The sequence below is a fragment of the Streptococcus mitis genome (assembly GCF_965111725.1).
In the GTDB taxonomy this organism is placed as follows: domain Bacteria; phylum Bacillota; class Bacilli; order Lactobacillales; family Streptococcaceae; genus Streptococcus; species Streptococcus mitis_DV.
The window spans coordinates 621,796-642,325 of sequence record NZ_OZ217341.1 but is presented as its reverse complement, the minus strand read 5'-3'; the positions used below and the strand labels follow the sequence as shown (position 1 = coordinate 642,325).

Genomic DNA, 20,530 nt, shown 5'->3' with positions numbered 1-20,530 from the left:
TCACTGATAGTACTATTTTATCAAAAAACTCAAAAAAAGACTGGTTTGGAATAGCTTACAAAATAGAAAAAATCTGTAAGAAATTTCCTACAGATTTATCTATGTTGTCTTGTTTCTTACAAACCAGGTGCTTGTCCAAGTTCTGCGGCAAGCATCCAAACTGTTTTCTCAAGTTCAGCCTTAGCACCAACAAAAATATCGTTTGTAACATCATCGCCTTCTTCGTCAGTCACATCCAACGCTTTTTGGAAAAGAGTGATGAGGTAGCGATAAATATCTAGAACACGTTCCAAGCTTTCTTCAACATTACGGTATTCACCAGCTTCTTCTTCGATTTCACTGTTTTGAAGGAACTCTGTCAAAGTAGAGAATGGGCTTCCACCAAGTGTGATCAAGCGTTCGCTGATTTCATCTAAATGACCATCAAGAGCATCCATGTACTCATCCATTTTTGGATGCCATACCATAAAACCGCGTCCACGCATGTACCAGTGCACTTGATGAAGAGCAATATGCGCTACATACAAATCTGCAACAGCTTGATTCAAAACTTCCTTTGTTTTTGCCAATGCTACTGGCGCTGCTTTTGTTAATGTTGCGACATCTTTTGCTGCTTCTTTTTTCAATTCTACCATTTTATTTTACCTCATTCATTATTTTTATGTAACCACTTCTTAATGATTACTACCTTAGTATACTACTAATGAAAGACAATAGCAAGCCAAATGACCCACATGAGAAAAGTTGCAATAGACTGATAATTTAAGAATTCTTTAGAAGACGAAAAAGAGGTCTGGATGCTTATAGTCCATGGAAATCCATCAGCAAACTAGGAAGCCAAACCCATCTTGACCAAAGCACAAGTTTTGAGGTCGCAGGTAGAACTGAGCACGCTGATGTGGTTTGAAGAAATTCCCCAAGACTATAATAGATTGAAATAAGAGGGAACCAAGTCGATTAGGAAAGACAAATGAATTTCTAAAAATGTTTTAGCAACCGCAATGTCCTGGTCTATATTCAATCTATAGTAAAATGAAATAAGAATAAGACGAATTGATTAGGATAGTCAAATCAATTTCTAACAATGTTTTAGAAGTCAAGGTGTACTATTCTAACTTCAATATACTATATAAACATAAACTTCATTTCCGAGCAAGTTCTTGAATTTGCTCGAGGATAAACTATCATAAAACAAAGAAAAAGAGGGTGCTAGTATCACATCCCTCTTTCAAATCATCGCTTAATACCAAACGCTGACATCTACGCGCCCTTGGATTCCTTTCATGTATTCAGAAGAGGTATATTGCCAACCTTTTTCTCCTGAATAATGAGGGTTTTCCCATTCTAAAGCATTGGTATAGGCCGCTACCCAGTTTACATGTTTTAAAATATCTGGGTGTTTTAAACGCGTCTGTAATAAACTACGATAGCTATAGACATACACATTTTGATAACCCGCCTGCTTCATTGTTGCCATATATTTGTTGATAATCTTGACCCAGGTTCCAGTATCACTTGGAGCCCTCTTGGTCTTATTGCCATATTCCCAGTTCTCAACATCGTAGTAGATAGGGTAAGACAAGTTCATCTTGTATTTTTTCAAGAGTTCAATGGTTTGATTAGCATCATTCTCAGCATCGGTCTCATTTTCAGCATAGGTATAGAGATAGACACCATAAGGAATTCCCAGACGGTTTAACTCCTTAATGTTATGCGCCAATTCCTTGTCTTCTTTACCGCTATAACCTAGACGAACAATGACACCATCTACTTCATTTTCATCAATAACCTTTTTCCAATCATTGATACGACCATTGTGCTCACTAATATCAATGACTTTCTTAGCATGTTCGGTTCCCACTTGTTCTTCTCTATTATTAAAGAAATAGCGTTTACCATCTCTGTGAACCCAGCCGACATTCAAATCTTTCTTTTCTTTGAGCTCACCAGAAGCCGCAAAGATATAGCGAGCACCATCCATAACCACTTCATCAGTCGCCATGGCACCACTTCCAGTCAAATAGTAGTTACCTTGCCACTCATTCCGAGCCATATAGCCCCACTTCTTGAAATAGTACCATTTGCCGCCCACTTTTTGCCACTCTTGGTTGGCATAAGTTCCATCGGATTTTAGATAAAAATAAGCAGAATAGGCTGGATCATAAAGCCATTCATTTTGCATCATAGCTCCTTGACCGTTCAAGAAATAACTTCCTTGCCATTGGCTTTTAGCCATGTAACCCCACTTCTTGAAGTAATACCACTTATTTCCAATCAATTGCCATTCTTGATGGGCATAAGCCCCATCTGACTTGAGATAAAACCAACTCTTGTAATTATTATCATAAAGCCACTCGTTTTGAGCCATATAGCCACCTGATTTTAGGTAATAGCTGCCCCGCCACTCATTTTGAGCATAACGACCGTCTGATTTGAGATAAAACCAAGCTTTGTAGTTATTATCAAAAATCCATTCATTTTGAGCTTTAGAACCATCAGCCTTTACATAATAATCCCCATCCCAGTGGGCAGCAACATTGGTCTTTACACCTGTGCTCGTTTGAGTTTTATTAGAAGACTGATTTTGCTCTGAACTACTTGAAACTGTCGTTGTATCCTGCGAAGTTTTTGAAACTTCAGTTTCATTTGCAGCGACATGGCTCGTTGTCAAGCCTAGTAAACAGATACTGGCTAATCCAATTTTTCCAATTTTTGTTTTCAATCTTTCCTCTCCTATAAAAAATGGAACAGGCACCTGAATGCTGTTCCACCTAGCTTTTGCTACTTACTGATTATTTTACAAAGTCAAGCAAAGCCAAGAAGCTTTCAGCTTCAAGTGACGCACCACCAACAAGGGCACCGTCAACGTCTGGACAAGCCATGTATGAAGCAACGTTTTCAGGTTTAACAGAACCACCGTATTGAACACGAACTTTGTCTGCCACTTCTTGACCGAAGTCAGCAGCTACAACGTCACGAACAACTTTACACATTTTTTGTGCATCGTCTTGTGAAGCTGATTTACCAGTACCGATAGCCCAGATTGGCTCGTAAGCGATAACTGATGCAGCAACTTGTTCAGCAGTCAATCCAGCCAATGCAGCAGATACTTGAGCACCTACGAATTCAGCAGCTTTACCAGCTTCGTAAGTTTCAAGTGATTCACCACAACAGATAATTGGAAGCATACCGTTTGCAAAGATTGCTTTTGCTTTTTTGTTGATATCTTCGTCAGTTTCATGGAAGTAGTCACGGCGTTCTGAGTGACCGATAACAACGTAATCAGTACCGATTTCTTTCAAAACTTGTGGGCTAGTTTCACCAGTGAAAGCACCTGCATTTTCAAAGTAGCAGTTTTGAGCAGCAACTTTAAGGTTTGAACCTTTTGCAGCAGCAAGAACAGCTGTCAAATCAAGAGCCGGAGCTGCGATACCTGCTTCAACAAGATCTGATGAAGGAAGTTTTGATGCAACTGCTTCAACGAATGCTTTAGCTTCTTCTGGATTTTTGTTCATTTTCCAGTTACCAGCGATAAATGGTTTACGTGACATTTCACATACCTCTTTTTTCAATTTATTTTCTATTTATTTTATCACAATTAAACACAGCTTGCAAATCTTACTCGGATTTCAAGCCTGCTGCCAACGATTAATCCTTCCAGAGATCCATGGCATTTCTGAAATCTGCAGATACCTGTGTCAACTGAGGATTGCTTGCTTCTCTTTCTGCCCGCTTAGCCTCAATTTGAGCCACACTTTTGATACCTTCATGGCGCCAGTTTCTCAAAATCGCCTGAATGTACTTCCAGTTTGCTTTTCCATTTAAAACAGCTTCACGAAGAGCTTCCTTAATCAAGTCAGCACTGGTTTCATCTTCCTTTAGTGTCTTGGTCAAATCCTCAATCTCAAAAGGTGTCAACAAGCGTCCCAACTCCTGTTGGAAGGTTTCTACCAAATCTTTGAGCTGATTTTGAGGTGTCAACTGGTCTGAACTCGAATGAGTGACTCCAAGCAAATCATCCAAACGTTCCAAAGTCAAACTAGCATCAAAAAGCAATTCGATTTCACCATTTAATTCGATAGTACGGTACTGAAGCAGTCCCCTCTCCGTCAGATTAGAGATGGACTGGTTGACATCCGAAATTTCCTTTCCAATCCTTTCAGCAATCTGGCTTGGTGACATTTCTTCCAAACCTGTCGTATTTTGCAAATAGAAAAATTGCCAGACCAGAAAATCGTCGCTAGAAGGAAAGAGTTCCTTAAAATGCAAGAGCAGGGCACTCGGTAAAACCAAGTTCCCTGATTTAAAAGCGTCTAAATATGTCATAATTCCTCTTATAAATACCCAAATGCAGATGCATCATCTTCTATTTTTCTCCAGTCAAAAGGCGTCTCCTGATAGACCGCATAATTCACCCAGTTACTGAAAAAGAGGGCTGCTGATGAAGACCAACAAAGACAAGGCATCTGATTAACATCATCATCCTTAAAATAATTTTCTGGAATATGAGGATCTAAACCTGCATCACGATCCCTAAAATACTCTTTAGCCAAGGTATCACGGTCATATTCCAAATGCCCAAAACTATAAATTTCACGCAAATCCCGACTAGCCAAAATCGAAACCCCAACCTGAGGTCCCTCTGATAAAATCTCGAGATTGGTCTTATTCAGAATCTCTTCCTTAGAAATCTCCGTATGCCGAGAATGAGGGGATACATAGCTATCATCAAAACCTCTAAAGAGAAGGTGCCCTTCTTTTAAAGTATCCTGAGGATAAATACCTGATAGCTTACTGTCCATCTGGTATTTATCTACACCATAGCGCAGATAAAGCCCAGCCTGAGCCCCCCAACAGATATGAAGGGTCGAATAGACATGGGTCTTGGACCACTCAAGCACCTGGCTAAATTCCTCCCAATAGTCCACTTCCTCAAATGGTAAATGCTCAACTGGAGCACCCGTGATAATCATCCCATCAAAATACTCATCCTTGACTTCAGGAAAAGTTTTATAAAAGGTCTCCATGTGCTCTGAACGAGTTGTTTTAGAACGATGGCTCTCCATATAGAGAAAATCAATATCCAGTTGTAGAGGTGTATTGGCCAAATGGCGTAACAACTGGGTTTCTGTGACCATTTTCTGTGGCATGAGATTTAAAATTAAAATCTTCAACGGGCGAATATCTTGGTGGGCAGCACGTTGATCATCCATGACAAAGATATTCTCTGTCCGCAAAATCTCAACAGCTGGTAATTTTTTATCAATTCGAATCGGCATAACCCTCTCCTAACTGTATTCTTTCAGGAATCATTGCATATGTTTGAAGCCAAATCTCAAACATCTAGTCCTTTTATTATACTGCAAGAAGATATAGTTTTCAATTATAGTTTTTCTCTAACTAGCTATAGTCTATTTTTATATCCTAATGTAGAGAAAACAGCCCTAGGGACTGTTTTTCATTAATAATGCATCAAAACTTTGTAATCGTAGTCACCGATTTTTTCACGGCCGTTCAATTCATCCAATTCAACAAGGAAGGCACAACCTGCTACAACACCGCCAAGCTTTTCAATCATCTCGATGGTTGCCTTAACAGTTCCACCTGTTGCCAAGAGGTCATCTACGATAAGAACACGTTGACCTGGCTTAATAGCGTCAGCATGCATAGTCAAGGCATCAACACCGTACTCTTTTTCATAGTCAGCAGAAATGACTTCGCGTGGCAATTTACCTGGCTTACGAACAGGCGCAAAACCAATTCCCAACTCAAAGGCAACTGGACAGCCCACGATAAAACCACGAGCCTCAGGACCTACAATCATGTCTATTTTCTTGTCAGTAGCATACTGAACAATTTCACGAACAGCATAGCTATAAGCATTTCCATCAGCCATCAAAGGACTAATATCACGGAAGGTGATCCCTTCCTTTGGATAATTTTCAATTGTTGCAATATAATCTTTTAAATTCATCTTTTTCTTTCTTTCAAAGTTTTTACTCTCTATTATACCATACTTTCTAGTAAAGAAGAAAGAGAAAACAATATTTCATCTGCTAGTCACCCTATAAGTCAAATAAGATGACCATTTTTATTCAAAGGGTATCACAAGATAGATGCATAATATGACTTCCCTACCAAAAAGGAGAGAAGCATTCTGTTTCTCTCCCTAGATTAACTGATAGCTCTCCACTACAATTGATAAAGAGATATCTTTTCTTGTAGTGCTTTGAATTTTATTTATTTTAATAGACTGTTTTTTCAGTTTCTACATCAAAGAAGTGTGCTTTGTTCAAGTCAAATCCAAGCTCAACTGTTGCACCTGTCTGCAAGTAGTCACGAGCATCAACTTTAGCAACAAATTCGTCTTTACCAACTTGGCAGTAAAGGTGAGATTCTGAACCAAGCAGTTCTGATACAGAGATAGTCGCTTTTACAACACAGTCTGGGAATGTTTCAAGGAAAGCAGGTTCTGCATTCACATCTTCTGGACGGATACCGAAAATCAACTCTTTACCTTCGTAGCCTTTTTCGCGAAGAACTTTCAATGCTCCTTCTGGAACTTTCAAACGGAAACCATCAGAAATAATTTCGCTACCAACTAATTTCACATTGATGAAGTTCATTGCTGGGCTTCCGATGAATCCTGCTACGAATTTATTAACTGGGTTTTTGTAAACTTCTTGAGGAGTACCGATTTGTTCAACACGTCCGATAGTACCTGTACCAGCAGGGTTCTTAGTTGCTGACATGATAACGATACGATCCGCAAGTGTCATCGCTTCTGTTTGGTCGTGAGTTACGTAGATAGTTGTAGCTCCGATACGACGGTGGATTTTCGCAATCTCAGCACGCATTGATACACGAAGTTTAGCATCCAAGTTTGACAAAGGTTCGTCCATCAAGAATACTTTTGCATCACGGACGATCGCACGACCCATGGCAACACGTTGACGTTGACCACCTGAAAGGTCAGCTGGTTTACGTTCCAAAAATTCTTTCAATCCAAGAATTTCAGCTGCTTCTTGCACACGTTTGTCGATGTCTTCTTTGCTGTATTTACGCAATTTCAAACCGAAAGCCATGTTGTCATAAACAGTCATGTGTGGGTAAAGAGCGTAGTTTTGGAATACCATGGCGATGTCACGGTCTTTTGGAGCTACGTCGTTGACAACCACGCCATCGATAGATGCAGTACCTTCTGTGATGTCTTCAAGACCAGCAATCATACGGAGTGTAGTTGATTTACCACATCCTGAAGGACCTACGAAAACGATAAATTCTTTATCTTTGATGTTCAAGTTGAAATCTTCAACTGAATAGTGTTCGCTGTTTGGATATTTTTTGTAAATATTTTTAAGATTCAATTCTACCATGAGGTGAACTCCTTCTGTCTTTTGATAATTACATTATATATGAAAACGCTTTACATTTCTATGGCAAGGTGACCAAAAAAACAAAAAAGTTCTGTGCAACTTGCACAAAACTTTAGAGAATATCGGAGAATTTGAAGAAGATAATCTTTATTATTCTTCTATACAAAAGACAAAAGCAGAAACAAGGATTAGTTTTCCCATATTTTCGCTGATTCTCCACTACATTTGACTGGATTCTAATTTTTTAGAGAAATGTAAAAGAGCTAGCCTAAGCTAACTCTTATCCTATGCGGAGAGAGGGACTTGAACCCTCACGACCTAAAGCGGTCACAGGATCCTTAGTCCTGCGCGTCTGCCAATTCCGCCATCCCCGCGTCGATTACTTTACTAGTATATCAACTTTTGGGATGCTTGTCAATACTTTTTTCAAATTTTTTCATTTTCACCAACCAGGTTACTCTGAAAGTTCATTTAGATTTTCATCTACTAACTTAGCTCCAAGTGTATTTTTGAAATGACCTAGGGCAAATTGGTGATTTTCAGGCCAGATGGAAGCAACAGCTGGTTGAACAATCTCGATGTCATATCCTAGATTATAGGCATCGATAGCTGTATGCAGGACACAGATATCCGTCAAGACACCTGTTAAGATAACGGTAGACACTCTACGCTCTCTCAAACGAATATCTAGGTCAGTCCCTGAAAAAGCTGAGTAATGGCGTTTATCCATCCAAAAGACACGACTGTCTGAACCATGCTCTTGATAAAAGATCCCCAAATCTCCATATAAATTCCGTCCGCTCGTCCCAATCAGATTATGAGGAGGGAATAGTTTACTTTCTGGATGGAAACAATCATTTTCCTCGTGCGCATCAATGGTAAAGAAGATGTAATCTCCTCTTTCAAAAGCCAATCGAGTCACCTTGCTAATGGCTTCCGAAATAGCTTGAGCTGGAGCACCTGCTGTCAGCTTCCCACTATCAGCAACAAAATCTTCTGTATAATCAATCGAAATTAAAGCATTTGTCATTAGTAATCTCTTTTCTTCACTTCTTCAAAAATATCTGAAATCAAGACCTTAAGATAGGTTCCCTTCATTCCAAGTGAGCGACTTTCAATAATCCCCGCAGACTCAAGTTTACGAAGGGCATTAACAATCACAGAACGAGTGATTCCGATACGATCTGCAATCACTGACGCAGTCAACTGCCCTTCATTTCCATTTAATTCCCCTAAAATTGCTGAAACAGCACGGAGTTCGGAGTAAGAAAGGGTATTAACCGCCATGGTAACAGCAGTACGGCGACGGATATTTTTCTCATCTTCTTCACGCTGGAAGTTAAGAAGCTGAATCCCAACAACGGTACTGGCAATCTCAACAAGAATCAAGTCCTCGTCTTCGAATTTTTTATCATTGCGCCAAATAATCAAAGAACCAAGGCGAATCCCCGATACATGAATCGGTGCAATAGTCGTCAAGCCATCTGGAAAATCATCTCTACTCTCAACAGGGAAAATACTCATATCATGCTCAACAGGCAAGTTTGCTTCTGTTTCGTAAATCATATTAGCCCCTTGAACGTAGTCATCTGGGAAAATCTTAGTTTGGAAGAATTGCTCTACGCGATCTGTATTTGTTTTATAACGCATGAAATAGCCAAGCAGACGTCCCTTACTATTGATAATGCAGGCATTGCAATGAATAATATCCGCTAACTGACGCGTAATAGCGTTGTAAGGCAGCTCATCCTGCAACTGCTCCTCTGAGCGCTTCAAAATTGATGTAATCTTTCTTGTTTTTTCTAATAAATGTGCCATTTTTCACCTCGAATTTAATCGCTATCATTATAACATAAAAACTTCTCTTTTTCAATAATTATCTGAAAATTCCTTATTGACTTGCAATTTTTAAAAACCAGAATATTTTTAATTAAATTTTCCCTTTTCTATTGACAAGCTGCCTATTTTTGTGTATTATAACATTATAAAAAGATAATACAATGATTTTATTTATACTCAATGAAAATCAAAGAGCAAACTAGGAAACTAGCCGCAGGCTGCTCAAAGCACTGCTTTGAGGTTATAGATAGAACTGACGAAGTCAGTAACATATACCTACACAAGGCGACGTTGACGTGGTTTGACGAGGTTTTCGAAGAGTATTATCTTTTCACATTCGGTCTCCTTATATAAAAAAGCGATTCATTTTGAACCGCTTTTTCTTATTTATCGCCCTTGTTACGAATCACAAAGCCTGTTTGCTTTTCGCTTGAAGTATTGCGTGGTTTTTTATTGTCTTTATTACGGTAACGTCTGTCTTTATCAAAACGATCATTGCCACGACTTCCTTTTTTGAAATCATCACGGCGACCACCACGACGGTTGTCTCCACGGCGATTATCACGACGGTCATCTCCACGACGACCTCCCTTAGCTTTACCACCAAAGCCATTACCTGACGGTTTAAACGGTAGTGGTTTTTCACGCGCAATCTCCACTTCCGGAAGGCTATCCGGATCTTGGACTGTCAGACTCAAGATATACATAGCCAATTCTTCTGGAGTAAATTCGGCAGCTAACTTACGAGCATCTTTAACAAATTTCTCAAAGTTCCCACGAATGGCTTCGTCTGCGAAGTCTCGTTCGATTTTCTTGAGCGCTACTTGTTTCTTAGCTTGGAAGGCTTCTTCTGCTGTCGCTGGTTTCAAACCTTTCATGCGTTTCTTAGTCAAGTTTTCAATAATTTGGAGGTAGCCCATTTCATTTGGTGATACGAAAGTAATCGACTGACCTGACTTACCGGCACGACCTGTACGACCGATACGGTGAACATAACTTTCAGGATCTTGTGGAATATCGTAGTTATAGACATGGGTCACACCTGAAATATCCAAACCACGTGCTGCCACGTCTGTCGCAACCAAAACATCAAGATTGCCATTTTTAAAGTCACGAAGGACACGAAGACGTTTGTTTTGGTCTAGGTCTCCATGAATTCCTTCTGCACGGAAGCCACGGATTTTCAAACCACGAGTCAATTCATCTACACGGCGTTTTGTGCGCCCAAATACGATAGCAAGCTCAGGCTGTTCTACATCCATAAGACGAGTCATGGTATCAAATTTTTCTTGTTCCTTAACACGAATATAGTATTGGTCAACCAATTCTGTGGTCAATTCCTTAGCCGCAATCTTCACATGCTCAGGTTCTTTCATAAACTGAACACCGATACGTTTGATGGCATCTGGCATAGTTGCTGAGAAGAGTAGGGTTTGACGACTTTCAGGGACACGAGAAATGATCGCTTCAATGTCTTCAAGGAAGCCCATGTTGAGCATTTCATCCGCTTCGTCAAGGATAAGCGTTTCAATATCTTGTAATTTCAAGGCCTTGCGTTTAATCAAGTCCAAAAGACGTCCAGGTGTTCCCACCACGATATGGGCACCAGATTTAAGAGCCTTAATTTGTTTTTCAATACTTGATCCACCATATACTGAGCGGACTTTCACTCCCTTGCTACGACCAAAGCGAAAGAGTTCTTCTTGACTTTGGACAGCTAGTTCACGAGTTGGAGCGATGACCAAGGCTTGGATAGTCGCTTCTTCTGTACGGATTTTTTCAAGGGTAGGCAAGCCAAAGGCTGCAGTTTTTCCTGTACCAGTCTGAGCTTGACCGATAACGTCCTTGCCTTCAAGGGCCAAGGGAATAGTTTGTTCTTGGATCGGACTGGCTTCTACAAAACCAGCTTTTTCAATCTCTGCTAGCAAATCAGCAGACAAGTTTAATTCATTAAATTTCACGTTATTCTTCTTTCTAAAGGTGGTGCGAAGCCACCCTATAGGGCTTAGTTTATACTTTTCTTTTTATGACGTATTTTCATATACTGGATACAAAATCGTGTTGCTTCTTTTCCACAAAAGAAAAGTACTGTTTTCTTTGCAACTTATCTAGTATAACACAAGACCAGAGCAAAAGATAGCCCCATTTCTACAGAAAATCATGTAAGCGGTTTTTGGCTTTCCTTTTTGATGGAACGACCTAGATAATAAGACAAAGCCAAGGCGATACTATATAAAATGATAAAAACGAACAAGGTTTGTGTGTAAGAATGAGCCATTTTATAAGTCTCTGCTAATAAAATAGGTCCTGCTAAACCAGCCATTGCCCAAGCTGTTAAAATATAACCATGCAGAGCGGCCAATTCCTTGGTTCCAAAAATATCACTGAGATAAGCTGGAATCAATGAAAAACCAGCTCCATAGCAAGTCATCAAAATAGACATAGCGACTACAAATAAAACGGAATCTGTAAAGAGCCAAAGTGAGAGAGAAAAGAAAAGATTGACAAGCAGTAATATACTAAAGGTTAGGGGGCGACCGATATAGTCAGATAAGCTCGCCCAGAGCAAGCGACCAAATCCATTGAAAATCCCCAAAACACCCACCATTACTGCTGCATGACTTGTAGACAAGCCAGCCATCTCCTGTGCCATTGGCGATGCCGCTGAAATTAAGCCTAAACCACAAGCTATGTTGATAAAGAAAATAATCCAAAGTATATAAAACCGATTGCTTTTTAGAGCCTGATTTGCAGTCATCCCTTGCGTCAGAGAGTCTGTTTTTTCTTTCCCTGAAACAGATAAAATTGCAAGTTCTTGCTCATTTGGACGCTTAATGAATTGTGAAGCTAGGAGCATGATAATAAAGTAACTTGCACCTAAAATATAAAAAGTTTCTACAAGCCCTACCCCTGCGATGAGATGTTGCGCTATGGGACTAGTCAATAAAGAAGCAAAACCAAACCCCATAATCGCTAAACCTGTTGCGAGACCACGTTTATCAGGAAACCATTTTATAATCGTTGACACAGGGGTAATATAGCCTGCTCCCAAACCAAGCCCACCTAAAATGCCATAAGCCAGATACAACAACCACAGTTCTTGACGGTCTATTGCAAATCCTGTTAGGATATTTCCACCTGCGTATAGAAAAGCAGATAGACTCCCCATGACTCTCGGACCAAATTTTTCTACCAAACGCCCCATAAATGCAGCCGATAAGCCCAAACAAAAGATTGCTAGACTAAAGGCAAAGGCAACAGAAGCCTGATCCCATCCCGTTTTTTCAATAATAGGGTTGCGATAAACACTCCAGGCATAAGTCGAACCCAGCATTAAGTGTAAAATGACCCCAGCAAAGGCAATAATATAACGATTCGATTTCATAAAACCTCCTATTTTCGAACATTTATTCTATCTTATATAAAAATAGATAGGATTTTAGTTTATCAAGCTTGTCAAAAAATTACTAGTTTTTTGTCTGGAAAGCGTTTTTATCTTTTTCTGTCTTTTTCGTAGCAGAATTGTGCAAAAGTTTTTTTCTTGTGCTAGAATGAAATTCGAATAGGAGGAACTCTAAATGTTAACTTATGATTTAATCGTTATCGGATTTGGTAAAGCTGGTAAAACACTAGCTGGTAAATTGGCTTCAGCTGGCAAAAAAGTTGCCCTCGTTGAACGTAGCAAAGCTATGTATGGTGGAACTTGTATCAACATCGGTTGTATCCCAACTAAAACCTTGCTAGTTGCTGCTGAGAAGGGCTTGTCTTTTGAAGAAGTCATTGCTACCAAAAATACTATCACTGGTCGCCTCAACGGTAAAAACTATGCTACTGTTGCTGGTACAGGCGTCGACATCTTTGATGCGGAAGCTCACTTCCTTTCAAATAAAGTCATCGAAATCCAAGCTGGTGATGAAAAGAAAGAACTGACTGCTGAAACAATCGTCATCAACACTGGTGCTGTTTCAAACGTCTTGCCAATCCCAGGACTTGCTACAAGCAAGAACGTTTTTGACTCAACAGGTATCCAAAACTTGGACAAATTGCCTGAAAAACTTGGAGTCCTTGGTGGTGGAAATATCGGTCTTGAATTTGCTGGTCTTTACAACAAACTTGGAAGCAAGGTTACAGTCCTAGATGCCTTGGATACTTTCCTACCTCGTGCAGAACCTTCCATCGCAGCTCTTGCTAAACAATACATGGAAGAAGACGGTATTGAATTGCTTCAAAATATCCATACTACTGAAATCAAAAACGACGGTGACCAAGTGCTTGTCGTGACTGAAAACGAAACGTACCGTTTCGATGCCCTTCTCTACGCAACTGGACGCAAACCAAATGTAGAACCACTTCAACTTGAAAATACAGATATTGAACTAACTGAACGTGGCGCTATTAAAGTAGACAAACACTGTCAAACAAACGTTCCTGGTGTCTTTGCAGTTGGAGATGTCAACGGTGGCCTTCAATTTACTTACATTTCACTGGATGACTTCCGTGTTGTTTACAGCTACCTTGCTGGAGATGGCAGCTACACACTTGAAGACCGTCTCAATGTACCAAATACTATGTTCATCACACCTGCACTTTCACAAGTAGGTTTGACTGAAAGCCAAGCAGCTGATTTGAAACTTCCATACGCTGTTAAGGAAATCCCTGTTGCAGCAATGCCTCGTGGTCACGTAAATGGAGACCTTCGCGGAGCTTTCAAAGCTGTTGTTAATACTGAAACAAAAGAAATTCTTGGAGCAAGCATCTTCTCAGAAGGTTCTCAAGAAATCATCAACATCATCACTGTTGCTATGGACAACAAGATTCCTTACACTTACTTCACAAAACAAATCTTCACTCACCCAACCTTGGCTGAGAACTTGAATGACTTGTTTGCGATTTAAGTTGAGATTTAATCGTATCTAACAGCCCTCTTTGGGCTGTTTTTACTTCTGCGGAATCTCAAATCTGTCTTTTCCCTCTTTTGTGATATAATAGAAACATGAACTTAAAAACTACTTTGGGCCTTCTTGCTGGGCGTTCTTCCCACTTTGTTTTAAGCCGTCTTGGCCGTGGAAGTACGCTTCCAGGAAAACTTGCCCTTCAATTTGATAAAGATATTTTACAAAACCTAGCTAAGAACTACGAGATTGTCGTGGTCACTGGAACCAATGGAAAAACCCTGACAACTGCCCTCACTGTTGGCATTTTAAAAGAAGTTTATGGTCAAGTTCTGACCAACCCAAGCGGTGCCAATATGATTACAGGGATTGCGACAACCTTCTTAACAGCCAAGTCTTCTAAAACTGGGAAAAATATTGCCGTCCTAGAAATCGACGAAGCCAGTCTATCTCGTATCTGTGACTATATCCAGCCAAGTCTTTTTGTCATTACTAATATCTTCCGTGACCAGATGGACCGCTATGGTGAGATTTACACAACTTACAAGATGATTTTGGATGCCATTCGTAAGGTGCCTACAGCTACTGTCCTCCTTAATGGAGACAGTCCACTTTTCTACAAGCCAGCTATTCCAAATCCTGTACAGTATTTTGGTTTTGACTTGGAGAAAGGGCCAGCCCAACTGGCTCACTATAATACCGAAGGTATTCTATGTCCTGACTGCCAAGGTATCCTCAAATACGAACACAATACCTATGCAAACTTGGGTGCCTATATCTGTGAAGGCTGTGGATGTAAACGTCCTGAACTGGACTATCGCTTGACAGAACTGGTTGAGTTGACCAACAATCGCTCTCGCTTTGTCATTGACGGACAAGAATACGGTATCCAAATCGGCGGACTCTACAACATCTACAATGCCCTAGCTGCAGTTGCTATCGCCCGTTTTCTCGGTGCAGATTCACAACTCATCAAGCAAGGATTTGATAAAAGCCGTGCAGTCTTTGGACGCCAAGAAACCTTCCATATCGGTGACAAGGAATGCACCCTCGTCCTCATTAAAAATCCAGTCGGTGCAACCCAAGCTATCGAAATGATCAAACTAGCACCTTATCCTTTTAGTCTATCTGTTCTCCTAAATGCCAACTATGCAGATGGAATAGATACCAGCTGGATCTGGGATGCTGATTTTGAACAAATCACTGAGATGGACATCCCTGAAATCAACGCTGGCGGTGTTCGTCATTCTGAAATCGCACGTCGTCTCCGAGTAACAGGCTATCCAGCTGAAAAAATCACTGAAACAAGCAATTTGGAACAAGTTCTTAAGACCATTGAGAACCAAGACTGCAAGCATGCTTATATTCTGGCTACCTATACTGCTATGCTGGAATTCCGTGAATTACTGGCTAATCGTCAGCTTGTTAGAAAGGAGATGAACTAATGGTTTATACTTCACTTTCCTCAAAAGATGGCAATTACCCTTATCAGCTCAACATCGCCCACCTCTACGGAAACCTCATGAATACCTACGGGGACAATGGAAACATCCTCATGCTCAAGTACGTGGCTGAAAAGCTGGGAGCCCATGTGACGGTTGACATCGTTTCTCTCCATGATGATTTTGATGAAAACCACTATGATATCGCCTTTTTCGGTGGCGGCCAAGACTTTGAACAAAGTATTATTGCAGACGACCTACCTGCTAAAAAAGAGAGCATTGACAACTACATCCAAAACGACGGTGTGGTTCTGGCTATCTGTGGTGGTTTCCAACTATTGGGGCAATATTATATTGAAGCTTCAGGCAAACGCATCGAAGGACTAGGGGTCATGGGCCACTACACGCTCAACCAGACCAATAACCGTTTTATCGGTGACATCAAGATTCATAATGAAGATTTCAATGAAACCTACTATGGTTTTGAAAATCATCAAGGCCGTACCTTCCTCTCTGATGACCAAAAACCACTGGGACAGGTTGTCTATGGAAATGGAAATAACGAAGAAAAAGTCGGCGAAGGGGTTCATTATAAGAATGTCTTTGGTTCCTACTTCCACGGACCTATCCTCTCTCGCAATGCCAATCTAGCTTATCGCCTAGTCATCACTGCTCTCAAGAAGAAATACGGTCAGGACATCCAACTCCCTGCCTATGAGGACATTCTCAGCCAAGAAATCGCTGAAGAATACAGTGATGTCAAAAGCAAGGCTGACTTTTCTTAAAACAAGGAAAACCATATCAAAGAACTCCGTTATCTTGTCGGAGTTCTTTTTGTCTTTTCTTTTACCCTTCTCCCTTGCATTTTCTCTCTTTTTTTGCCAAAATAGAGGGGTAGAAAGAAGGTAGCATATGTCTAAATTACAACAAATCGTAACATATCTTGAATCAGAAAAACTAGACGTCGCTGTCGTATCTGACCCCGTCACAATCAATTACCTCACTGGCTTTTACAGTGATCCCCATGAACGCCAGATGTTCCTTTTTGTCCTAGCTAATCAGGAACCCCTTCTCTTTGTCCCAGCCCTTGAGGTTGAGCGTGCTACTAGCACTGTTTCCTTCCCAGTTGTGGGCTATGTGGATTCTGAAAATCCATGGCAAAAAATGAAACATGCTCTTCCACAGCTTGATTTCAAACGTGTCGCTGTTGAGTTTGACAATCTCATCTTGACCAAATACCATGGTTTGAAAACAGTTTTTGAGACTGCTGAGTTTGACAACCTCACTCCTCGTATCCAACGCATGCGCCTCATCAAATCAGCTGATGAAGTGCAAAAAATGATGGTTGCAGGTCTTTATGCTGACAAGGCTGTTCATGTTGGTTTTGACAATATTTCTCTTGATAAGACTGAGACAGATATCATCGCACAAATTGACTTTGCCATGAAACGTGAAGGTTACGAAATGAGCTTTGATACCATGGTCTTGACTGGTGATAATGCTGCGAATCCACACGGTATTCCAGCAGCTAATAAGGTTGAAAATGATGCTCTTCTCCTCTTTGACCTGGGTGTTCTGGTCAATGGCTATGCGTCAGATATGACTCGTACAGTCGCTGTCGGCAAACCAGACCAATTCAAGAAAGATATTTACAACTTGACTCTTGAAGCCCAACAAGCTGCTCTTGACTTTATCAAGCCAGGTGTGACTGCTCATGAAGTGGACCGCGCTGCCCGTGAGGTCATCGAAAAAGCTGGTTATGGTGAGTACTTCAACCACCGTCTCGGTCACGGTATCGGTATGGATGTCCATGAATTCCCATCTATCATGGAAGGAAACGACATGGTCATCGAAGAAGGCATGTGCTTCTCTGTTGAACCAGGTATCTATATCCCTGGTAAAGTCGGTGTTCGTATCGAAGACTGTGGTGTTGTTACAAAGGATGGCTTCGACCTCTTTACAAATACCAGCAAAGATTTGCTTTATTTTGATTAATGGTATTATTTTATGTTAAATGATCTCTTTAAATTTGTAGATAATGTTACTAATGAAACTTCTAAAGTCGTAAATGATATCGTTAATGAATCTTCAAAGGTTGTAAATAATATTGCAAATGAATCCTCAAAAGTTGTAAATGATCTTGCAAACGAGACTGCAAAAGCCGTGAAAGTAGTTGTAGATGAAACTTCCAAAATAACGACCAATACTGTAGATGGAGCTGTTTGTATTGCCAATAATACTATGACAGGAATTTCTAATTTTATAAGTGTACCTGGTAAAGTTGTAAATTTAATGTTTGAAATACACTCATGGAATAATCAAGAGCGTCTTGAAAAGAAACAAGATGAAGAACGTAGACAATCTTTATCCATTCAATTCCCTGAATTCTTAAATCAGGAAGAGTTTAATAGAATAATTCATGAAGAAGCTAATCAAATTTTTCGAATTAAAAAAATAGAAATTAATCAAGCTTTAATTAATTTTGAGGTGTATTCAATTAGTAGGATTTCAACTTGGTTTTTTACTTTAGATTATAATGATTATGGAAGTTTAACGGGAAAAGTTAGAATTTCAAGAGATAATACTGACTCAAGCATCCCTAAAAATATTAGTTTGCGAATTTCTGAGCGACTAAATGATATTTTAAAGAATCAGTATATACTTTCACCTGATGATTATGATATTTTACTTACTAAAGAACCTACAGACGTAAAAGAGATTTTTGAAAATATTGGATTCCATAGTGTAACATTGCTTGAAGAAAAATACGAAAAATTACCTCATTTTATTTCGATATGCGCTTTATTTCAAGTCTAGGGGGTAAATTCCCTAGTATAGCGGTATTTGTGGCTTGATTTATAGCCGATTTATAAAATTTGTGGACTTTTTAAGAACTTTTTAATTTTTCAATGGCTTTTTCATAAAATGAAGTAGCGTTTTTCTTGTTGTCTTTGGACAAGTGGCTATAAGTATCCATGGTTATTGATATTTGAGAATGCCCTAGCCGTGTTTGTATCTCTTTGTAAGGTAGTCCAGCATTGAGCAAGATACTAGCGTGAGTATGACGGAAAGCGTGGAATGTTAAACGAGGGCAGTCAGAAAGTTTTAAATGTTTCTCAAGTCTTGACCTAAGCGCCCTAGCGTCTCTATATTCGTCAAAGGAATTAGAAAATACTTTTTTATAAGTCAAGCCTATTTCTCTACCAATTTGCGCTTGTCTATTTTTGTAAAGCCGCAGCATGAGTACCGTCTTATTATCCAAGTCAATCATTCTAACGCTTGATTTTGTTTTAGGGGTAGTGATTTCTTTTTCACAGTTTAGAGTCTTATTTACGTCTAGTGTACCGTTTTGTAAGTCAATATCAGACCATTTGAGGGCTAAACATTCACGAATGCGCAAACCAGTCGCTAAAAGCGTCTTATATAGCACTGTATCGTAGAAATTTTTGTAAGTATTAGGGAGCTGCTCCAGGTAAGTCAAGAATTTTTTCAAATGATCATCATCCAGATATTTGAGTTTTTGCCCTTCTTTTGGTTTGCGACGTGGGACGATAATATCACGGGCAGGATTAAAAGGGATAACTTGCAAGGATACGGCGTATTTAAGTATGCGTTTATTTAGCGAGTTAAGTTGCGGATATTCTTGGTAGCCTTTTCCTAGTTGATTGTACTCTTTTGCCCATTGATTAACTTGCTTTTGAATAACTGGGGGTGTTAGCCTATCTAGTTTGTAGTCTCCAAAGGCTGGAAGTAGATAGTTTTTTAGTCTACTCTTGATTATTGTAAGGGTAGCCTTTTTGACCGTATGGCAGTATGTTTCCAGCCAATTCTCCACCAGTTCGGCATAGGTATTGATTTGAACCGCTTTAAATACTGTAGAGCCGTTTTTTTCAAAGTCTATTTGAGCCTGTAGCGCTTTGTTTCTAAGTTCTCTCTTGGTTCGCCCTGATATAGTCGTCTTGACTTTCTTACCTGTTACGGTATCGATGCCAAGGTAGACGCTAGAGCGATAGACTATTGAGCCGTCTTTTTTAGTATATTCTGTTATTTTCATGGTTTTACTCCTTTTTCCATCAGCAGGCAAGCAAATTAGAAAAGGTTTTGAAGTTTTACCATGCGAGGAGCTACGATGATCTCCTTTTTTATTTCTCTCTATATATACTCACGACTTCGCCGATGGTGCGTATATCGTTGCTTTCGTCTAGTTGAATATCAGCACAATCAGGGTTAAGGCTTTCTAAATACCCTTGACGCAGTTTCTTGACGTAGTTAGCGCCGTCTACTTGGAAGATACCGATAGTGTTATAGTCAACTTGAGGTGCATTCTTTATAAAAAGATAGTCGCCGTTTTTTATCTTTGGCTCCATAGAGTTGCCAACGACATAAGCGATAGCGTCGTAGTCGTCTGGTATTTCATCAGTATAAAAGCATTTTTCTATGTTTAGGTTATCGTCTTGAGTTATTCCGTTTCCAGCGGTTACAACTCCGATAACAGGGAGCGTCTTGCTTTCCCTGTAGTCGTCCAGACTGATAATATTTTCTGATACTATGTTTTCGTTTTTCTGCTCCAGCAGCTGCTTTCTAAGATAAGTCAAGGCTTTTTCTTGTCTTGGTGGAGTGAGTTGGTCAGCTATGAGCGTGATTTTTTCAACTGTTGAAGTTGATGGAGAAGAGTTTTCAACACCTAGCAGGTATTCTACTGATATACCTAAAACATTAGCAAAATCTTGAGCCCTGTTTAGTGGGAATTGTCTGGTTTTATTTAAGTATCTAGACATGGCAGATTTTGCCAACCCTACTCTTCGAGCTAACTCACTAAGAGAAAGGTCTTGTTTGTCTTTTTCTAAGACGATAATATCTATAATTTCACTATTAGAGCGCATTTTACACCCCCCTTTCTTAATTTGATTTTATTATACCACCGTTCCCAAAAAAGTACAAGAACCATGTTAAAAATATTTTTTTGTAAAAAAAATCAAGT

Annotated in this window: 19 protein-coding genes and 1 tRNA gene; 6 read left to right on the top strand and 14 right to left on the bottom strand. The window is 39.8% G+C overall.

From position 1 onward, the window contains the following. Nucleotides 1-116 precede the first annotated feature (116 nt). The 10 genes from ACLV7Q_RS03315 to codY form a co-directional block, all read right to left on the bottom strand. A complete protein-coding gene (locus tag ACLV7Q_RS03315; protein ID WP_050107673.1) occupies nucleotides 117-635 on the bottom strand; it encodes a Dps family protein in 519 nt (172 codons plus the stop codon). Nucleotides 636-1,240: 605 nt separating this feature from the next. Further along, the gene (gene lytC, locus ACLV7Q_RS03310) at nucleotides 1,241-2,755 is read right to left on the bottom strand and encodes a GH25 family lysozyme (RefSeq protein ID WP_218757458.1); all 1,515 of its coding nucleotides are present in this window, start codon (nucleotides 2,753-2,755) and stop codon (nucleotides 1,241-1,243) included. Between the two features lie 37 nt (nucleotides 2,756-2,792). After that, nucleotides 2,793-3,551 carry a triose-phosphate isomerase gene (gene tpiA, locus ACLV7Q_RS03305; RefSeq protein ID WP_000087891.1) on the bottom strand — a complete coding sequence of 253 codons (759 nt, stop codon included), beginning with the start codon at nucleotides 3,549-3,551 and terminating at the stop codon, nucleotides 2,793-2,795. A gap of 97 nt (nucleotides 3,552-3,648) precedes the next feature. Further along, nucleotides 3,649-4,326, bottom strand: a complete 678-nt coding sequence (locus tag ACLV7Q_RS03300) for a DnaD domain-containing protein (protein ID WP_218757457.1) — start codon at nucleotides 4,324-4,326, stop codon at nucleotides 3,649-3,651. Between the two features lie 8 nt (nucleotides 4,327-4,334). Then, nucleotides 4,335-5,279, bottom strand: coding sequence for a homoserine O-acetyltransferase MetA (metA, locus tag ACLV7Q_RS03295; protein ID WP_218757456.1), 945 nt, complete (start codon nucleotides 5,277-5,279; stop codon nucleotides 4,335-4,337). Nucleotides 5,280-5,461: 182 nt separating this feature from the next. Then, nucleotides 5,462-5,974 (bottom strand): adenine phosphoribosyltransferase, encoded by a 513-nt coding sequence (locus tag ACLV7Q_RS03290; RefSeq protein WP_218757455.1) that lies wholly within the window; start codon nucleotides 5,972-5,974, stop codon nucleotides 5,462-5,464. 271 nt (nucleotides 5,975-6,245) lie between these two features. After that, nucleotides 6,246-7,376, bottom strand: a complete 1,131-nt coding sequence (locus tag ACLV7Q_RS03285) for an ABC transporter ATP-binding protein (protein WP_000229957.1) — start codon at nucleotides 7,374-7,376, stop codon at nucleotides 6,246-6,248. A gap of 288 nt (nucleotides 7,377-7,664) precedes the next feature. After that, nucleotides 7,665-7,750, bottom strand: a tRNA-Leu gene (locus ACLV7Q_RS03280). A gap of 80 nt (nucleotides 7,751-7,830) precedes the next feature. Then, nucleotides 7,831-8,406 carry a cysteine hydrolase family protein gene (locus ACLV7Q_RS03275; RefSeq protein WP_173274645.1) on the bottom strand — a complete coding sequence of 192 codons (576 nt, stop codon included), beginning with the start codon at nucleotides 8,404-8,406 and terminating at the stop codon, nucleotides 7,831-7,833. Then, nucleotides 8,406-9,194 (bottom strand): GTP-sensing pleiotropic transcriptional regulator CodY, encoded by a 789-nt coding sequence (gene codY / locus ACLV7Q_RS03270; protein ID WP_000940732.1) that lies wholly within the window; start codon nucleotides 9,192-9,194, stop codon nucleotides 8,406-8,408. The genes ACLV7Q_RS03275 and codY overlap by 1 nt, the downstream gene beginning before the upstream one ends. A 201-nt stretch (nucleotides 9,195-9,395) precedes the next feature. Between codY and ACLV7Q_RS03265 the strand changes: the two genes are divergently transcribed. Then, on the top strand, nucleotides 9,396-9,569 hold the full coding sequence (locus ACLV7Q_RS03265) for a hypothetical protein (RefSeq protein WP_225904710.1): 174 nt from the start codon (nucleotides 9,396-9,398) through the stop codon (nucleotides 9,567-9,569). A gap of 29 nt (nucleotides 9,570-9,598) precedes the next feature. On the opposite strand, the gene ACLV7Q_RS03260 is transcribed toward ACLV7Q_RS03265, so the two are convergent. Both ACLV7Q_RS03260 and ACLV7Q_RS03255 read right to left on the bottom strand, forming a co-directional pair. Next, a complete protein-coding gene (locus ACLV7Q_RS03260; protein ID WP_218757454.1) occupies nucleotides 9,599-11,176 on the bottom strand; it encodes a DEAD/DEAH box helicase in 1,578 nt (525 codons plus the stop codon). A gap of 197 nt (nucleotides 11,177-11,373) precedes the next feature. Continuing rightward, nucleotides 11,374-12,600, bottom strand: coding sequence for an OFA family MFS transporter (locus tag ACLV7Q_RS03255; RefSeq protein ID WP_172930526.1), 1,227 nt, complete (start codon nucleotides 12,598-12,600; stop codon nucleotides 11,374-11,376). A gap of 193 nt (nucleotides 12,601-12,793) precedes the next feature. Between ACLV7Q_RS03255 and ACLV7Q_RS03250 the strand changes: the two genes are divergently transcribed. From ACLV7Q_RS03250 to ACLV7Q_RS03230, 5 genes are all read left to right on the top strand, one after another. Then, the gene (locus tag ACLV7Q_RS03250; RefSeq protein ID WP_000958960.1) at nucleotides 12,794-14,110 is read left to right on the top strand and encodes an FAD-containing oxidoreductase; all 1,317 of its coding nucleotides are present in this window, start codon (nucleotides 12,794-12,796) and stop codon (nucleotides 14,108-14,110) included. Between the two features lie 98 nt (nucleotides 14,111-14,208). Further along, on the top strand, nucleotides 14,209-15,552 hold the full coding sequence (gene murT / locus ACLV7Q_RS03245) for a lipid II isoglutaminyl synthase subunit MurT (protein ID WP_218757453.1): 1,344 nt from the start codon (nucleotides 14,209-14,211) through the stop codon (nucleotides 15,550-15,552). Further along, on the top strand, nucleotides 15,552-16,334 hold the full coding sequence (gene gatD / locus ACLV7Q_RS03240) for a lipid II isoglutaminyl synthase subunit GatD (RefSeq protein ID WP_218757452.1): 783 nt from the start codon (nucleotides 15,552-15,554) through the stop codon (nucleotides 16,332-16,334). The genes murT and gatD overlap by 1 nt, the downstream gene beginning before the upstream one ends. A gap of 127 nt (nucleotides 16,335-16,461) precedes the next feature. Beyond that, nucleotides 16,462-17,544: a M24 family metallopeptidase gene (locus ACLV7Q_RS03235; protein ID WP_218757451.1), complete on the top strand. Its 1,083-nt coding sequence runs from the start codon at nucleotides 16,462-16,464 to the stop codon at nucleotides 17,542-17,544. 12 nt (nucleotides 17,545-17,556) lie between these two features. Further along, entirely contained in the window at nucleotides 17,557-18,366 is an 810-nt protein-coding gene (locus tag ACLV7Q_RS03230; protein ID WP_218757450.1) for a hypothetical protein, read from the top strand. A gap of 70 nt (nucleotides 18,367-18,436) precedes the next feature. Here ACLV7Q_RS03230 and ACLV7Q_RS03225 read toward each other — a convergent pair whose 3' ends face one another. After that, nucleotides 18,437-19,603, bottom strand: coding sequence for a tyrosine-type recombinase/integrase (locus tag ACLV7Q_RS03225; protein WP_218757486.1), 1,167 nt, complete (start codon nucleotides 19,601-19,603; stop codon nucleotides 18,437-18,439). 88 nt (nucleotides 19,604-19,691) lie between these two features. Continuing rightward, nucleotides 19,692-20,432: a helix-turn-helix domain-containing protein gene (locus tag ACLV7Q_RS03220; RefSeq protein ID WP_218757487.1), complete on the bottom strand. Its 741-nt coding sequence runs from the start codon at nucleotides 20,430-20,432 to the stop codon at nucleotides 19,692-19,694. Nucleotides 20,433-20,530: the final 98 nt, after the last annotated feature.

Bases quoted from the DNA above. Each gene is read 5' to 3' on its own strand.
- gatD (WP_218757452.1), top strand. From the start codon at position 15,552: ATGGTTTATACTTCACTTTCCTCAAAAGATGGCAATTACCCTTATCAG.
- ACLV7Q_RS03235 (WP_218757451.1), top strand. From the start codon at position 16,462: ATGTCTAAATTACAACAAATCGTAACATATCTTGAATCAGAAAAACTA.
- ACLV7Q_RS03225 (WP_218757486.1), bottom strand. From the start codon at position 19,603: ATGAAAATAACAGAATATACTAAAAAAGACGGCTCAATAGTCTATCGC.
- metA (WP_218757456.1), bottom strand. From the start codon at position 5,279: ATGCCGATTCGAATTGATAAAAAATTACCAGCTGTTGAGATTTTGCGG.
- ACLV7Q_RS03250 (WP_000958960.1), top strand. From the start codon at position 12,794: ATGTTAACTTATGATTTAATCGTTATCGGATTTGGTAAAGCTGGTAAA.
- ACLV7Q_RS03300 (WP_218757457.1), bottom strand. From the start codon at position 4,326: ATGACATATTTAGACGCTTTTAAATCAGGGAACTTGGTTTTACCGAGT.
- ACLV7Q_RS03290 (WP_218757455.1), bottom strand. From the start codon at position 5,974: ATGAATTTAAAAGATTATATTGCAACAATTGAAAATTATCCAAAGGAA.
- ACLV7Q_RS03220 (WP_218757487.1), bottom strand. From the start codon at position 20,432: ATGCGCTCTAATAGTGAAATTATAGATATTATCGTCTTAGAAAAAGAC.
- ACLV7Q_RS03265 (WP_225904710.1), top strand. From the start codon at position 9,396: ATGAAAATCAAAGAGCAAACTAGGAAACTAGCCGCAGGCTGCTCAAAG.
- tpiA (WP_000087891.1), bottom strand. From the start codon at position 3,551: ATGTCACGTAAACCATTTATCGCTGGTAACTGGAAAATGAACAAAAAT.
- ACLV7Q_RS03315 (WP_050107673.1), bottom strand. From the start codon at position 635: ATGGTAGAATTGAAAAAAGAAGCAGCAAAAGATGTCGCAACATTAACA.
- ACLV7Q_RS03275 (WP_173274645.1), bottom strand. From the start codon at position 8,406: ATGACAAATGCTTTAATTTCGATTGATTATACAGAAGATTTTGTTGCT.
- codY (WP_000940732.1), bottom strand. From the start codon at position 9,194: ATGGCACATTTATTAGAAAAAACAAGAAAGATTACATCAATTTTGAAG.
- ACLV7Q_RS03230 (WP_218757450.1), top strand. From the start codon at position 17,557: ATGTTAAATGATCTCTTTAAATTTGTAGATAATGTTACTAATGAAACT.
- ACLV7Q_RS03285 (WP_000229957.1), bottom strand. From the start codon at position 7,376: ATGGTAGAATTGAATCTTAAAAATATTTACAAAAAATATCCAAACAGC.
- ACLV7Q_RS03255 (WP_172930526.1), bottom strand. From the start codon at position 12,600: ATGAAATCGAATCGTTATATTATTGCCTTTGCTGGGGTCATTTTACAC.
- murT (WP_218757453.1), top strand. From the start codon at position 14,209: ATGAACTTAAAAACTACTTTGGGCCTTCTTGCTGGGCGTTCTTCCCAC.